The 13779-nt window shown below is 62.4% G+C and carries 15 protein-coding genes; 6 read left to right on the top strand and 9 right to left on the bottom strand.

Annotated elements, in window-relative coordinates; translation table 11 throughout:
* Positions 1-18: 18 nt before the first annotated feature.
* From flgL to FLM21_RS14900, 6 genes are all read left to right on the top strand, one after another.
* Positions 19-1404, top strand: coding sequence for a flagellar hook-associated protein FlgL (gene flgL / locus FLM21_RS14925; RefSeq protein WP_148716331.1), 1386 nt, complete (start codon positions 19-21; stop codon positions 1402-1404).
* A gap of 96 nt (positions 1405-1500) precedes the next feature.
* A complete protein-coding gene (gene radA, locus FLM21_RS14920) occupies positions 1501-2850 on the top strand; it encodes a DNA repair protein RadA (protein WP_148716330.1) in 1350 nt (449 codons plus the stop codon).
* Positions 2851-3031: 181 nt separating this feature from the next.
* Positions 3032-3358 (top strand): thioredoxin TrxA, encoded by a 327-nt coding sequence (gene trxA, locus FLM21_RS14915; RefSeq protein ID WP_148716329.1) that lies wholly within the window; start codon positions 3032-3034, stop codon positions 3356-3358.
* A 184-nt stretch (positions 3359-3542) separates the two neighbouring features.
* A complete protein-coding gene (rho, locus tag FLM21_RS14910) occupies positions 3543-4793 on the top strand; it encodes a transcription termination factor Rho (protein ID WP_148716328.1) in 1251 nt (416 codons plus the stop codon).
* A 107-nt stretch (positions 4794-4900) separates the two neighbouring features.
* The gene (locus FLM21_RS14905; protein WP_148716327.1) at positions 4901-5164 is read left to right on the top strand and encodes a type B 50S ribosomal protein L31; all 264 of its coding nucleotides are present in this window, start codon (positions 4901-4903) and stop codon (positions 5162-5164) included.
* A gap of 113 nt (positions 5165-5277) precedes the next feature.
* Positions 5278-6903, top strand: a complete 1626-nt coding sequence (locus FLM21_RS14900; protein WP_148716326.1) for an ArnT family glycosyltransferase — start codon at positions 5278-5280, stop codon at positions 6901-6903.
* Between the two features lie 45 nt (positions 6904-6948).
* On the opposite strand, the gene FLM21_RS14895 is transcribed toward FLM21_RS14900, so the two are convergent.
* The 9 genes from FLM21_RS14895 to argF all read right to left on the bottom strand — a co-directional run bounded on the left by FLM21_RS14895 (position 6949) and on the right by argF (position 13651).
* Positions 6949-7113 (bottom strand): DUF3149 domain-containing protein, encoded by a 165-nt coding sequence (locus tag FLM21_RS14895; protein ID WP_148716325.1) that lies wholly within the window; start codon positions 7111-7113, stop codon positions 6949-6951.
* Between the two features lie 67 nt (positions 7114-7180).
* Entirely contained in the window at positions 7181-9001 is a 1821-nt protein-coding gene (locus FLM21_RS14890; protein ID WP_148716324.1) for a sensor domain-containing diguanylate cyclase, read from the bottom strand.
* A gap of 23 nt (positions 9002-9024) precedes the next feature.
* Positions 9025-9510, bottom strand: a complete 486-nt coding sequence (locus tag FLM21_RS14885; protein WP_148716323.1) for a YajQ family cyclic di-GMP-binding protein — start codon at positions 9508-9510, stop codon at positions 9025-9027.
* A gap of 10 nt (positions 9511-9520) precedes the next feature.
* Complete coding sequence (locus FLM21_RS14880; protein ID WP_246120738.1) at positions 9521-10036, bottom strand: DinB family protein; 516 nt, start codon at positions 10034-10036, stop codon at positions 9521-9523.
* A 52-nt stretch (positions 10037-10088) separates the two neighbouring features.
* A complete protein-coding gene (ppnP, locus tag FLM21_RS14875; protein ID WP_148716322.1) occupies positions 10089-10400 on the bottom strand; it encodes a pyrimidine/purine nucleoside phosphorylase in 312 nt (103 codons plus the stop codon).
* A 22-nt stretch (positions 10401-10422) separates the two neighbouring features.
* Positions 10423-10644: a DUF2788 domain-containing protein gene (locus FLM21_RS14870; RefSeq protein WP_246120735.1), complete on the bottom strand. Its 222-nt coding sequence runs from the start codon at positions 10642-10644 to the stop codon at positions 10423-10425.
* Between the two features lie 147 nt (positions 10645-10791).
* Positions 10792-12009, bottom strand: coding sequence for an argininosuccinate synthase (locus FLM21_RS14865; RefSeq protein ID WP_148716321.1), 1218 nt, complete (start codon positions 12007-12009; stop codon positions 10792-10794).
* Between the two features lie 72 nt (positions 12010-12081).
* Complete coding sequence (gene leuE, locus FLM21_RS14860) at positions 12082-12717, bottom strand: leucine efflux protein LeuE (RefSeq protein WP_246120733.1); 636 nt, start codon at positions 12715-12717, stop codon at positions 12082-12084.
* A gap of 19 nt (positions 12718-12736) precedes the next feature.
* Positions 12737-13651, bottom strand: coding sequence for an ornithine carbamoyltransferase (argF, locus tag FLM21_RS14855; RefSeq protein ID WP_148716319.1), 915 nt, complete (start codon positions 13649-13651; stop codon positions 12737-12739).
* Positions 13652-13779 lie beyond the last annotated feature (128 nt).

The following is a 13779-nucleotide window of genomic DNA, read 5'->3' as shown; positions in this document are numbered from 1 at the left end:
GCTGAGGAGTAGAGAATCATGCGTGTCGCGACTTCAACCATCTACAGCCTGGGCGTGTCCGGGTTGCAAAAGCACCTGGCCGACCAGGCCAAGCTGCAGAACCAGCTCTCGACCGGTCGCCGCATCCTGACGCCGGCCGATGACCCGATCGCCTCGGCGCGCGCGTTGTCCGTGACGCAGGCGCAATCGAAGAACGAGCAGTACATCACCAATACCGACAGCGCCGATTCGGCGTTGCGCATGACCGAATCGACGCTGCAGCAGGTCACCACGCTGATCCAGAACGTGCAGCAGCTGGCGATCAATGCCGGCAACCCGACGCTGACGGCCAACGAGAAGTCCATCCTGGAGACCGAGCTGCAAGGCCGTTACCAGGAACTGCTGGGCCTGGTGAATGGCACCGATGGCGAGGGCACCTATCTGTTCTCGGGGTTCCGCGGCGATACCAAGCCATTCACCGAAACCAGCTTCGGCAACGTCACCTACAACGGTGACCAGGGCCAGCGCAAGGTGCAGATCTCCGATTCGCGCGCGATCCCGGTGTCGGAAGCCGGCTCGCAGGTGTTCCAGCAGATCAAGAACGGTAACAAGACCTTCGCCACCGGCGCCAACGTGGCCAATACCGGCTCGGGCATCATCAGTGTGGGCGAGGTGCTCGATCCCACCAAGTGGGCTAACGCGGCCAATGTGCAGGATTTCCGCGTCGAGTTTTATTCGATTCCGGATCCGGCCGACCCCACCGGCGATCCGATCATCAACTACGACATCATCGATGATCGGGCCACCTTGCCGGATGGCTCGGCCAACCCGAACTACAACTTCTCGATGGTCGATGGCTACGACTACAACGGCGGCGCCCGCCCGGTCACCCCCGGTGTCAACCCGTTTCCACGGACTTACACCAGCGGCGGCGACATCGAATTCCGCCAGTTGCCCGGCGAAACCACGCCGCTGATCGCAGGCTGGGATTTTGGTGTGAAGGCCAGCATCGAGGGCACGCCCAAGACCGGCGACACCTTCTCACTGGATGCCAGCACCAATCGCGATGTGTTCACCGTGCTGGCTGACCTCTCGACCGCATTGAAGAGCTACAAGACCGATGGCACCGGTACCGGCCAGGCCACGTTCCAGAACCAGCTCAACAACGTGATTTCCAACCTGTCGAACTCGCTCGACAACGTGCTGACCACGCAGGCCTCGATCGGCTCGCGCATGAACGAGACCGAATCGGTGCGCAGTACCAACGAGGACATCAACCTGCAGTACAGCCAGACGCTGACCAAGCTGCAGGATCTGGACTGGGCGCAGGCGATCAGCGATTTCGCACAGAACCAGACGCTGCTCGAGGCGGCCCGTACCAGCTTCTCCAAGGTGCAAGGGCTGAGCCTGTTCCAGTACATCTGACCGTGCGCGGTACACAACAGAAACCCGGCATCGACCGGGTTTCTGCTTTTTCGGGCTGGCTTGGGTGAAGCGGGGGCAGCCGCTATCATGGCGGCCATGAGCAAAGCCAAATCCCTCTACAGTTGTTCTGCCTGCGGTGCCACCTCGCCCAAGTGGCAGGGGCAGTGCCCCGGTTGCGGTGAATGGAATACCCTGGTCGAGGGCGTGGCCGAGTCGCGGGCCAGCCGTTTCGAGGCGCTGGCTGCCGACGGTGCAGTCCGTCAGCTGCACGAGGTCGAGACGGCCGAATTGCCGCGTACCGCCACTGGCATGGCCGAGCTCGATCGCGTGCTCGGCGGTGGCCTGGTGCCGGGGGGCGTGGTGCTGATCGGCGGCGACCCGGGAATCGGCAAATCCACCTTGCTGCTGCAGGCGCTCACGCGCCTCGCGCAAGCGCACAAGGTGCTTTATGTCTCGGGCGAGGAATCCCCGCAGCAGATCGCCCTGCGCGCCAAGCGCTTGCAGCTGGAGTCGGCACCGGTGGCGCTGATGGCTGAGATCGGACTGGAAAAGATTCTCGCCAGCCTTGCCAAGGAAACGCCGCAGGTGGCGGTGATCGATTCGATCCAGACGCTGTATACCGAAACGCTGACCAGTGCCCCTGGCAGCGTGGCGCAGGTACGCGAATGCGCAGCCCAGCTGACCCGCTTTGCCAAGCGCACCGGCACCACCATCCTGCTGGTCGGCCATGTGACCAAGGAAGGGGCGCTGGCTGGGCCGCGGGTGCTCGAGCATATCGTCGACGCGGTGCTGTATTTCGAAGGCGACACGCATTCGAGCTTCCGCCTGATCCGCGCGATCAAGAACCGCTTCGGCGCGGTGAACGAGCTTGGCGTGTTTGCCATGACCGATCGCGGCCTGCGCGAGGTATCAAATCCGTCCGCGCTGTTCCTGAGTCAGCATGCCGAACCGGTTGCCGGCTCCTGTGTGCTGGTGACGCAGGAAGGCTCACGGCCGATGTTGGTCGAGGTGCAGGCGCTGGTCGACGATGCCCATTCGCCGCAGCCCAAGCGGTTGACGGTGGGGCTGGAGCAGAACCGCCTCGCGCTGTTGCTGGCGGTGCTGCATCGCCATGCCGGCATCGCGGCCTTCGATCAGGACGTGTTCATCAACGCGGTGGGCGGCGTGCGGATCAACGAGCCGGCGGCAGACCTTGCCGTGCTGCTCGCCATCGTGTCGTCGCTGAAGGATCGACCCTTGCCGGAGAAGCTGGTGGTCTTCGGCGAAGTGGGTCTGGCTGGCGAGGTGCGACCAGTGCAGCGCGGCCAGGAACGACTGAAGGAGGCAGCCAAGCTCGGCTTCACCCACGCCATCGTGCCCAAGGCAAACCGACCACGGCAGGCAATCGAAGGCATGACGATCACGGCGGTGGAACGGTTGGCCGACGCGGTGGATGCTGCGTTGTAGGCATCCCATTCCGCAGGAACGAGGCTCATCCCACTCTGCGGTGACCAACCAACGCCTTTGAATGCAACTATCGGGGCGATTGAATCGTTTTTGCCGGTGCGCGGTTGAAAGCCGATAAAATGCCCCCACTGAAACCCCATGGCCGCAGCACAGATCGCGGCCCTCTCAACCGGAGAATGTGATGAGCGACCAAATTGTCTATGTGACCGATGCCAGCTTCGAAGATCAGGTACTGAAGGCCGAAGGGGCCGTGCTGGTCGACTACTGGGCTGAGTGGTGCGGTCCTTGCAAGATGATCGCCCCCATCCTCGACGAAGTCGCCGGCGAATACGCTGGTCGACTGACCGTTGCCAAGCTCAACATCGACGAAAACCAGGCTACGCCGCCGAAGTTCGGCATCCGTGGCATTCCGACGCTGATGCTGTTCAAGGGCGGCGAAGTGAAGGCCACCAAGGTGGGCGCGCTGTCGAAGTCGCAGCTGACCGCTTTCCTCGACAGCAACCTCTGATCATCGCCGGCGTCATGCCGGTGTCGCATCCGCGCACATTCAGTGCGTCGCAGCGGGCCGCTCGATTGACAGCGGCCCGTTTGCTTGGTTAGGCTTCGCCCATACATCCGACCGGTCGGGTTCTCCGTCCGCGACACCTTCCCCCAGTCTCCTCCTCACGCAGCATCCCCCACGGCAGACCCGTATGCATTTGTCCGACCTGAAACACTATCACGTCTCCAAGCTTGTGGAGATGGGCGCCGAAATCGAGGGTGCCAACCGCATGCGCAAGCAGGACCTGATCTTCGCCTTGCTGAAGAACCAGGCCAAGAAAGGGGAGAGCATCTTCGGCGACGGCACGCTGGAAGTGCTGCCCGACGGCTTCGGTTTCCTGCGCAGCCCCGACACCAGCTATCTCGCCGGCCCGGACGATATCTACGTCAGCCCGTCGCAGATCCGCCGCTTCAACCTGCACAGCGGCGACACCGTCGAAGGCGAGATCCGCACGCCCAAGGATGGCGAGCGCTACTTCGCGCTGGTCAAGGTCGACAAGGTCAACGGCGAGCCGCCGGAGAACAGCAAGAACAAGATCCTGTTCGAGAACCTGACGCCGCTGTTCCCGAACGAGCGCCTGCACCTGGAACGCGACATCAAGGGCACCGAGAACGTCACCGGCCGCATGGTCGATCTGATCGCGCCGATCGGCAAGGGGCAGCGTGCATTGCTGGTGGCTCCGCCCAAGTCCGGCAAGACCGTGATGCTGCAGAACATCGCGCACGCCATCACTGCAAATCATCCGGAAGTGGTGCTGATCGTGCTGCTGATCGACGAGCGCCCCGAGGAAGTGACTGAAATGCAGCGCTCGGTGCGCGGCGAGGTCATCAGCTCGACGTTCGATGAGCCGGCCACCCGTCACGTGCAGGTTGCTGAAATGGTGATCGAGAAGGCCAAGCGTCTGGTCGAGCACAAGAAGGATGTGGTCATCCTGCTCGATTCGATCACGCGGCTAGCACGCGCCTACAACACCGTGGTGCCGGCGTCCGGCAAGGTGCTGACCGGTGGTGTCGATGCCAATGCGCTGCAGCGCCCCAAGCGCTTCTTTGGCGCCGCGCGCAACATCGAGGAAGGCGGTAGCCTGACCATCATCGCCTCGGCGCTGATCGATACCGGCTCGCGCATGGACGACGTGATCTACGAGGAATTCAAGGGCACCGGCAACATGGAAATCCATCTCGACCGCCGCATGGCCGAGAAGCGGATCTTCCCGGCGATCAACATCAATCGCTCCGGTACGCGCCGTGAGGAGTTGCTGATTCCGCAGGACCAGCTGCAGAAGATCTGGGTGCTGCGCAAGTTGCTCTACCCGATGGACGATCTGGAGGCGATGGAATTCCTGCAGGACAAGATCAAGGCCACCAAGAACAACGGCGACTTCTTCGATTCGATGCGGCGCTGACCGGTTCCGTGGCCCGGCAGGCCCGCCCTTGCGGCGGGCCTTTGCATCTGCAATAATCCCGCCTTTGCGTCGGCACAATCCCGGCGCGTCCATCCCAAGGAAAAGCAATGAAAGACGGCATCCATCCCGAATACAACGAAGTGATCTTCTTCGACGCCAGCGTCGACTTCAAGTTTCTGACCCGCTCCACGCTGAAGGCCAAGGGCGCTGAAACCATGAAGTGGACCGATGGCAAGGAATACCCGGTCGTGCGCCTGGACGTGTCCAGCGAATCGCATCCGTTCTACACCGGCAAGCAGAAGATCGTCGATACCGCCGGCCGCATCGAGAAGTTCCGCAGCAAGTACGGCATGTACAGCAGCAACAAGTAATCGTTGTTGCAGTGGCAAAAAGGCAGCGTTCATCGCTGCCTTTTTTGTTGCCCGCCGCCTGCGCGCATGCCGCTTTGAGCGATAATTGCGGCTAACGCCTCCCGGATCGTTCCATGCTGACTTACGTCCCCCAGTCTGCCACGCCCACGCCCGAGATCCCCCAGCAAAAACCCTGGTTATTGATCCTGCTCTGCTTGGTCTGGCTGTTGCCCGGCCTCGTTGGGCACGACCCATGGAAGCCCGCCGAGCTCGAGACCGCTGCCGTAGTGCAGCACTTCCTCGATGATGGCTACTGGGTGTTGCCGCGCTTCGCCGATATCAGCTACCTCGAGTTTGCGCCGCTCTATTACTGGAGTGCAGCGATCATTGCCTGGCCTTTGTCCAAGCTGGGCATGGCGGTGCACGATGCGGCGCGCCTCGCCACCGGCGTCTGGATGGCACTGGGCATGTGGGGGCTGGGGCTGGCTGGGCGCACGCTGTACGGCCGCCGTCAGGGCAGGGTGGCGGTACTGGTACTGATCGGCTGCGTCGGGCTTATCGTCTGGGGGCACCAATTGGGGCCACAGGTATTGTTGGTGGCGGCATTTGCCTGGCACGCCTTTGCGCTTGCCCATTCGCAACGCCAACCGTTGCTGGCTGGTGCGCTGCTTGGCCTGGCTTGGCTCACCTTGTTGCTGGGGGCCACCTGGACCGAGTTCCTGCTGGCGCTCTGTTCCGCGCTGGTGCTACCCGTGTTCAAACCGTGGCGCCGAGCGTCCTATCTGGTGACCCTGTTCACCGCCTTGGTGCTGGCGCTACCGATCGCGGCAGTCTGGGTTTTGTGGCTACAGCAGTTCAGTCCGGTCGCGCTGGCACGCTGGCTGGATATGGAAGCGTTCGGGGCTTTTGGCGGTCTGGCCCGACTGACGCTTTGGCACGGCTTTGGTTTCTTCCTCTCCAACGTGGCCTGGTTTGCCTGGCCGGCGTTGCCGCTGGCGGCCTGGGGGATCTGGTCCAGCCGGCGCATGTGCGGCGATCCGGGCATCGTGCTGCCGGCCTCGTTGGCTGCATTGCTGATGCTTGCCCTGGCCATCGCCGGTGATGTGCGCGATTACATGCTGCTGCCTTTACTGGTGCCGCTGTCGCTTCTGGCCGTGCCTGGCGTCGATGTGCTGCGCCGCGGTGCGGCGGCTGCGCTCAACTGGTTCGGCATGATGACCTTCGGCCTGACCGCTGCGGCGCTCTGGCTGGCGTGGTTTGGCATGCAGTTGGGCGGGCCGGAGGCGGTACTGCGCAAGCTGGCGCAATTCAATCCGGGCGGTACCCGTGAAGTGGCCTGGCTGGGCTTTGTGTTTGCAGCGGCAATTACTGTGGCGTGGTGCCGCGTCATTGCACGTGAGCGTCCCTTGGGTCGTCTTGCCGTCACCAACTGGGCTTGCGGTGCCACCCTGGTCTGGGGCGTGCTGATTGGCCTATGGTTGCCCTGGCTCGATCAGACCAAGAGCTACCGGGCGGTTTCCGAGGAAGTGGTGCTGGCAATGAAGGGGCGTAGCGGCTGCATTGACGTGAGCCAAGCCTCGACCGCGATGGTGGCCTCGCTCGACTACTTTTCGCCGCTGTCGCTGCATCGCTTCGATGCGAGCCAGTGTCGCTGGCAATTGCGCCAAGGCCGGGTGCGCGAGGGTGAGCTGGCCTTCTGGCAGGGCGCGCGTCGTGGCGATGACGTGCAGTTCTATCTGCTCGATCGCGGTGCGCGCTGACGCGCCCTGGCGCTGGAACCAGAGGCGCTCAAAGAGGAACTGGATTCAGCGCTGACCGAGTTCGCGCTCGTGGGCCTCGACATCTTCGCGGATATGGCGACGCACGAATATGAAGATGTAAATCGCCATCGCGATGATGAAACCGATGGTGAAGAGACTCAGCAGCCCGATGTGGGACGTGAACAGGGTTTCGAGTGGTGTGTTTTCCATGACGGTCTCCAGTCGGTAAGGCTGGAACCAGCATGCTTCAGGCATGACCGCGCCGCGTTGACCGCGATCAAGAAGCGACGTCGATCTCGTCGTGCACGGACACCTGGTTGCGACCGTGATGCTTGGAGTGATACAGCGCCAAGTCGGCGCGCTTGAGCAGATCGTCGACCAAGTGATCGGCAGGCCGCAAGGCGCTGATGCCGATACTGCCGGTGAACCGCACCTCGGTACCATTCTCCAGCTTCACCACATTGCCCTCGATGCGCTGGCGCAACCGCTCAGCCACTGCGCGGGCCAGATCCGGCGTGGTTTCGGGCAGCAGCGCGGCGAATTCCTCACCGCCCATGCGTGCCACCAGGTCGACATCGCGCAGCGCGCTCTGTGCGATCTTGGCCACTGCCTTGATGGCCATGTCGCCGACATCGTGGCCGTAGGTATCGTTGATGCGCTTGAAGTGGTCGATGTCGACCATCAGCAACGCCAGCGGCCGGTTGAAACGCTGGGCACGCAGCAGTTCCTGATTGGCCACTTCCATGAAGTGGGCGCGGTTGGCGAGGCCGGACAGCCCGTCGGTGGTGGCGCGGCGCTTCAGCTCCAGTTCCAGTCGCTTGCGCTCGGTGATGTCGGAGACACCGATCATCAGTGTGCGTTCCTCGCCCACTTCAACGCTGGACATCGACAGGCTGGCCCAGAAGGTTTCGCCCGACCAGCGGCGCAGGCGGACCTCGACGTTGCGGATGCCCTGCGCCTCGCGCACGGCCTTGAGCTGCTCGCTGAAGTCCTCGTTGCTGGCATAGAAATCGAAGGCTCGCAGTGAGAGCGCGCCGGCCTGCGGAATGTTGAACGTGCGCGCGCCCTGCTGGTTGATGTAGGTGATCAGGTGCTCGGGTTCGCGCGCGAGGATCAGCGCGACCGGAATGGTCTCGATCATCTGGCGAAAGCGCGATTCGCTGATGTTGAGCCGGGCTTCCTTCTGCTTGAGATTGCGTGCCAGCCGGTGCGAGCGCCAGAAGAAGTACATCATGGTCAGCGCCATCACCAGCAGCATGCCGCCGCCCAGCAGGAAATAGAGCGTATTGGTGCGCCAGCGGGCCAGATAGTCGAGCGACGAGGCGCCGACGACGATGAACAGCGCGCTGGCGCCCACCTGGCGATAACTCGCCAGCAGTGTGTTGCCACCGGTCCGCTGCGCCTGTGCTGCGCCGTCGGCATTCTTGCCGGTATAAAGCTGCTCGATCAGCGACCGATCCGCCGTCAGCACCGTAGTGGCGCTGCCGTGGCTGGCGATGCGCTGGCCACTGCGATCGAGCAGTTGGGCGATGCCGTGTGGCTCCGTATCGACGCGGGCGAGTTCTCGGTTGAGATAACTGGCGGGCAGCCGGGCGATGATGACTGCGGCCACGCTGCCGTCCTCGGCGTCGAGCCGGCGGGCCAGCAGCAGGCCATTGTTGCCATCAATGTGCGTATACAGCCGCTCACGGAACTGTGCACCGGCCAAAGCCTTGACGAGGCCCTCCGGCAACTGTGGCAAGGTCTTGCCACTGGCTTGGCTCACGATCTGGCCGCTGGCGTCGACCAGTTGCAGTGCATCGGCCTGCGGCAGCTGCCGCAGCTTGTCGGAGAGCAGCGCTTCGATTTCGGTGGCGCCGCCCAGCGTGGCCGGATCGATGCGGTCGGCCAGATCGCGCAGCACCAAGTCGAGTTCGCGCAATGTGCCTGACAGCGTCAGCGCGAGTAATTGCGCCTGGTTGTCGGTCTGGTTGCGCACGCGCGCCATCTCGGCCTGGTACGAGCTGCTGACCTGGAAACCCAGGATGGCCAGCATGCCGAGGCCGAACAGCATCATGAACAGGGTAATGGAAGTGGATTGGCGCGCGGACCAGGCCATGGCTCAGGAAGACGGGAATATGATCAGTCGCGAAAATTCTGATATTGCAGGGGGAAATCGTCGACCGACTTGCGTACCAATGCAATCGCTTCCTGCAAAGTGTCGCGTTTTGCCCCGGAGACGCGCACCGCATCGCCCTGGATGGCGGCTTGGACCTTGATCTTGGAGTCCTTGATCAGCTTGACGATGCGCTTGGCGAGGTCCGAATCGACGCCGGTCTTCACCGTCAGCACCTGCTTGACCTTGTTGCCCGACACCTTCTCAACCTTGCCTTCATCGAGGCAACGGATGTCCACGCCGCGCTTGGCGAGCTTGTTCACCAGCACTTCCTTGACCTGATCGAGCTGGAATTCGCTGTCGGCAAAAGCGGTGAGCACCTTGTCGGCCTGTTCGACCCGGGCATCCGAGCCCTTGAAGTCGTAGCGGTTGCCGACTTCCTTGTTGGTCTGCTCAAGGGCATTGCGCACTTCAACTTCATTGATCTCGGAGACGATATCGAACGAGGGCATGAGGGCTCCTTCAGGCAAGCCAGTGTGGATCGGCAAGCTCGGGCAGCATGGGCAGATCGGTGATGCCGAAATCGATGTCGAGCTGCGCGAGCAGCGTGGTCAGCTGGCCGCGGTGGTGGGTCTGGTGATTGAACAGCTGGGTGACGAAGACCCAGCGTGGCTGGGTGAAGTCGCGCTGGTAGACGCGACTGGTGAAACTGAAGCTTTCCATCAGCCAGGCCTGGTCGATGCCAGCGGCCCAGTCGATCAGGCGCTGATCGAGCACGGCGCGCGCGGCCTTGAGCTCATTCCAGTCTGGGTAGAGCAGGGTGCCGGCGGTGGCTGACGGCAGCGGTTGTTGCTGCAACCGATCGAGCCAGATGGCATCGCCCCAGACCAGGTGGTCGAGCGTGGCATGGATGGATTTGAAGAAGGCGCCGAGGTCGGCATGGCGCGTGGTGTCGTCGAGCTGGTCGCAGGCCGCATAGAGCCGCTGGTTCATCCAGCGGTTGTACGCAGCCATCAATCGGGGATAGTTCGCGTCCATGCAGCGCTCCTCGGCGCTCCATCCGGCCGCGGTGAGCGGCCGGAGGGCGGGCTTAGCCGAAATGGCAGACGTAGTGCAGCGTGTCGGTCACCTCGATGTCGAAGCTGGAATCGCCCGGGACATCGAACGAGGTACCGGCAGCGTAGGTCTTGCTGCCCGACTCGCCTTTCAGTGTGACATTGCAGCTGCCGGCGAGCACTTCCATCACTTCCGGTGCGCCGGTGTTGAAGGTGAGCTTGGACGGCAGGATGACGCCGACCGACTTGCGGGTGCCATCGGCAAGGATGACGGTGTGGCTGACGCACTTGCCGTCGAAGTAGACGTTGGCTTGCTTGAGAACGGAAACGTTGTCGAATTGGCTCATGATGGGTCCAGTGGCGTACTGCTTATTTTTGCAGCACTTCGGTGAGGATGGTCTTGACGATGAAACCGAACATGCCGAAGCCCAGCACGAAGAACAGCACCAGCGTGCCGTACTTGCCGGCCTTCGAATCCTTGGCAAGCTTGTAGATGATGAAGCCCATGTAGGCGATCAACAGCGTTGAGAACACCGACACCGTGAGCGTGGTGAAGGTCTCTTCGGACATATGGGCCAGGGCGTCGAGCATGGTCGTCTTTGTGCAATGAAACGAGGCTTAAGCGCAGCAAGGGTACCGAGGGCGAGGAGCCGCGCTGCGCCGGCCCGGGACAGTACCGAGGGTACGGCCCGAGTCGGTGCGAGCACGCGACGACGCCATCGGCAGCCGCAGCAAAGCTTAACGGCCTTTCTTGCCGGCGATGCGCATGCGCAGCGCGTTCAGCTTGATAAAACCACCCGCATCGGCCTGGTTATAAGCGCCGCCGTCGTCATCGAAGGTGGCGATGGTCTGATCGAACAGCGTGTCCTTGGAGTCGCGCGCAACGACCGAGACGCCACCCTTGTACAGCTTCAGGCGCACCCAGCCATTCACGTAGTCCTGGGTATGGTCGATCAGCACCTGCAGCGCGCGGCGCTCCGGGCTCCACCAGTAGCCGTTGTAGATCAGCTCGGCGTAGCGCGGCATCAGGTTGTCCTTCAGATGCGCCACTTCGCGATCGAGCGTAATCGATTCGATACCGCGGTGTGCCTTGAGCAGGATCGTGCCGCCCGGGGTTTCGTAGCAGCCACGGCTCTTCATGCCGACGTAGCGGTTTTCCACCAGGTCGAGACGGCCGATGCCGTGCTTGCCGCCGAGTTCGTTCAGCTTGGCCAGCACTTCGTGCGCCTTCAGTCGCACGCCGTTGATGGCGACCACATCGCCCTTCTCGAACTCCAGGTCGATGTATTCGGCGGCATCCGGCGCAGCTTCCGGGCTGACGGTCCAGCGCCACATGCTTTCCTCGGCCTCGGCCTTCGGGTCTTCCAGATGGCGGCCTTCGAAGCTGATGTGCAGCAGGTTGGCATCCATCGAGTACGGCGCGCCGCCGTTCTTGTGCTTCATGTCGACCGGGATATCATTGGCTTCGGCATAGGCCAGCAGCTTTTCGCGGGACAGCAGGTCCCATTCGCGCCACGGGGCGATGATCTTCACTTCCGGCATCAGGGCGTAAGCGCCGAGTTCGAAGCGGACCTGGTCGTTGCCCTTGCCGGTGGCACCGTGGCTGATGGCATCGGCACCGGTTTCGCGGGCGATCTCGATCAAGCGCTTGGCGATCAACGGGCGGGCGATCGAGGTGCCCAGCAGGTATTCGCCTTCGTAGATGGTGTTGGCGCGGAACATCGGGAACACGAAGTCGCGCACGAATTCCTCACGCACATCGTCGATGTAGATGTTTTCCTGCTTGATGCCGAACTTGAGCGCCTTCTGGCGTGCCGGTTCCAGCTCTTCGCCCTGGCCCAAGTCAGCGGTGAAGGTGACAACTTCGCACTGGTAGGTGTCCTGTAGCCACTTCAGGATGACCGAGGTATCAAGGCCGCCCGAGTAGGCAAGCACGACTTTCTTAACGTCAGACATGGAGTTCCCCAAGAGTAAGCCAGTGAGTTCTTGTGACCGTCGCGGACTGGCGCTGCGCCGGCCTAATGGTATTTAGCGATCGACGGCGAGCCTGAGGCCGAAGCTGACGAACAGCAGGCCGGTGATCCGGCCGCCGAGGCTCGCCAGCCCTCGTCGCGCCGTAATCCGTCGGGCGATCTGGCTGCCGGCGAGGATCAACACGGTGAGATAGGTCATCGAGAACAGCTGCACGATGCCGCCGAGCGCCGCGAAGGTCAGCGCGACGTGTGGGTAGCCCGGATCGACGAATTGAGGAAAGAAGGCCATGAAGAAAAGGATGGCCTTTACATTGACGAGTGAGACGCCCAGTGCCTGCCTGAAGGCCTGACGCGGGGTGGGCGCGGATGCGGCAACGGCGGTATTGCCATCGGTCTGGGCGCAGGCCAGCAGCAGCTTGATGCCAAGCCAGGCAAGGTAGGCGGCACCCAGGTAGCGGACCAGATCGAATGCCACCGGATAGGCGTGCATCAGCGAGGCAACGCCAAGGACGGCGGCCAGCATCAACGTGAGGTCGCCGCAGAATACGCCGCCTGCCGCGGCAAAACCGGCGCGTGCCCCATGCTTGCCCGCTGTCGTCAGCACGAACAGCGAGTTGGGCCCCGGCATCAGGATGATGATGAGGGCGCCCAGCGCATAAGTGGCAAGGTCGGTGATGCCAAGGAGGGTCACGGTGTACTCACGGGTGGGTTCAGTCCTCGACGCGGCCGAGCAGCAGGTACTCGATGACGGCCTTCTGGGTGTGCATGCGGTTTTCCGCTTCATCCCAGACGATGGATTGCGCGCCGTCGATCACTTCCGGATCGACTTCCTCGCCGCGGTGCGCCGGCAGGCAGTGCATGAATACCGCATCGGCCTTGGCCTGCAGCATCACCTTTTCCGACACCTTGTAATTGATGAAGTCTTTCTTGCGCTGCAGCGTCTCGCGCTCGTAGCCCATCGAGGTCGAGACATCAGTGGTGACAATGTCGGCGTCGCGCGCGGCCATATAGGGATCGTAGAACTGCTCGAAGTGATCCTTGCCGTAGGTGTCGCCATCGAGCACTGTCATTTCGTAGCCGCGCGGGCAGGCGAGATTGAGCTTGAAGTCGAAGAGCTTGGCGGCTTGCAGCCAGGTACGGCTGACGTTGTTCGAATCGCCGATCCACGCCACGGTCTTGCCGGTGATGGGGCCGCGATGCTCGATATAGGTAAAGATGTCCGCCATGATCTGGCAGGGGTGGTATTCGTTGGTGAGCCCGTTGATCACCGGAACCAGCGAGTTCTCGGCAAAGCGCTCGATGATGGTCTGCTCATAGGTGCGTACCATCACGATGTCGACCATGCGGCTCATCACCTTGGCGACATCCTCAATGGGCTCGCCGCGGCCGAGTTGAGTATCCTTGCTCTGCATGAACATCGCGTGGCCACCGAATTGCGCCATGCCCGCCTCGAACGAGACGCGGGTGCGGGTCGAGGATTTCTCGAAGATCATGCCGAGCACGCGGCCGACAAGGGGCTGGTACAGCTGGCCGGCCTTCAGGCGTGCCTTGAGTATCTTGGCGCGTTCGAACAGATACTCGTACTCTTCGCGGGTGAAATCCTTGAATTGCAGAAAATGGCGCATGGGGTGCTGGCCGGGCGTAGTGCTGCCGCAGGCTACTCTCTTGATGAAAAACGAACATTATTCTTGGCGGCGCCAACACTGGCAAGTCCTGGCCGCCCTGCAGCAGGGTGTTTCAAACGTTTTGTGGG

The sequence above is a fragment of the Chitinolyticbacter meiyuanensis genome, assembly GCF_008033135.1.
In the GTDB taxonomy this organism is placed as follows: Bacteria; Pseudomonadota; Gammaproteobacteria; order Burkholderiales; family Chitinibacteraceae; genus Chitinolyticbacter; species Chitinolyticbacter meiyuanensis.
This window is presented reverse-complemented; position numbering and strand designations above follow the sequence as displayed.

What these genes read in the sequence shown, in the direction of transcription:
- flgL (WP_148716331.1), top strand. Translation starts at nt 19, where the DNA reads ATGCGTGTCGCGACTTCAACCATCTACAGCCTGGGCGTGTCCGGGTTG.
- radA (WP_148716330.1), top strand. Translation starts at nt 1,501, where the DNA reads ATGAGCAAAGCCAAATCCCTCTACAGTTGTTCTGCCTGCGGTGCCACC.
- trxA (WP_148716329.1), top strand. Translation starts at nt 3,032, where the DNA reads ATGAGCGACCAAATTGTCTATGTGACCGATGCCAGCTTCGAAGATCAG.
- rho (WP_148716328.1), top strand. Translation starts at nt 3,543, where the DNA reads ATGCATTTGTCCGACCTGAAACACTATCACGTCTCCAAGCTTGTGGAG.
- FLM21_RS14905 (WP_148716327.1), top strand. Translation starts at nt 4,901, where the DNA reads ATGAAAGACGGCATCCATCCCGAATACAACGAAGTGATCTTCTTCGAC.
- FLM21_RS14900 (WP_148716326.1), top strand. Translation starts at nt 5,278, where the DNA reads ATGCTGACTTACGTCCCCCAGTCTGCCACGCCCACGCCCGAGATCCCC.
- FLM21_RS14895 (WP_148716325.1), bottom strand. Translation starts at nt 7,113, where the DNA reads ATGGAAAACACACCACTCGAAACCCTGTTCACGTCCCACATCGGGCTG.
- FLM21_RS14890 (WP_148716324.1), bottom strand. Translation starts at nt 9,001, where the DNA reads ATGGCCTGGTCCGCGCGCCAATCCACTTCCATTACCCTGTTCATGATG.
- FLM21_RS14885 (WP_148716323.1), bottom strand. Translation starts at nt 9,510, where the DNA reads ATGCCCTCGTTCGATATCGTCTCCGAGATCAATGAAGTTGAAGTGCGC.
- FLM21_RS14880 (WP_246120738.1), bottom strand. Translation starts at nt 10,036, where the DNA reads ATGGACGCGAACTATCCCCGATTGATGGCTGCGTACAACCGCTGGATG.
- ppnP (WP_148716322.1), bottom strand. Translation starts at nt 10,400, where the DNA reads ATGAGCCAATTCGACAACGTTTCCGTTCTCAAGCAAGCCAACGTCTAC.
- FLM21_RS14870 (WP_246120735.1), bottom strand. Translation starts at nt 10,644, where the DNA reads ATGCTCGACGCCCTGGCCCATATGTCCGAAGAGACCTTCACCACGCTC.
- FLM21_RS14865 (WP_148716321.1), bottom strand. Translation starts at nt 12,009, where the DNA reads ATGTCTGACGTTAAGAAAGTCGTGCTTGCCTACTCGGGCGGCCTTGAT.
- argF (WP_148716319.1), bottom strand. Translation starts at nt 13,651, where the DNA reads ATGCGCCATTTTCTGCAATTCAAGGATTTCACCCGCGAAGAGTACGAG.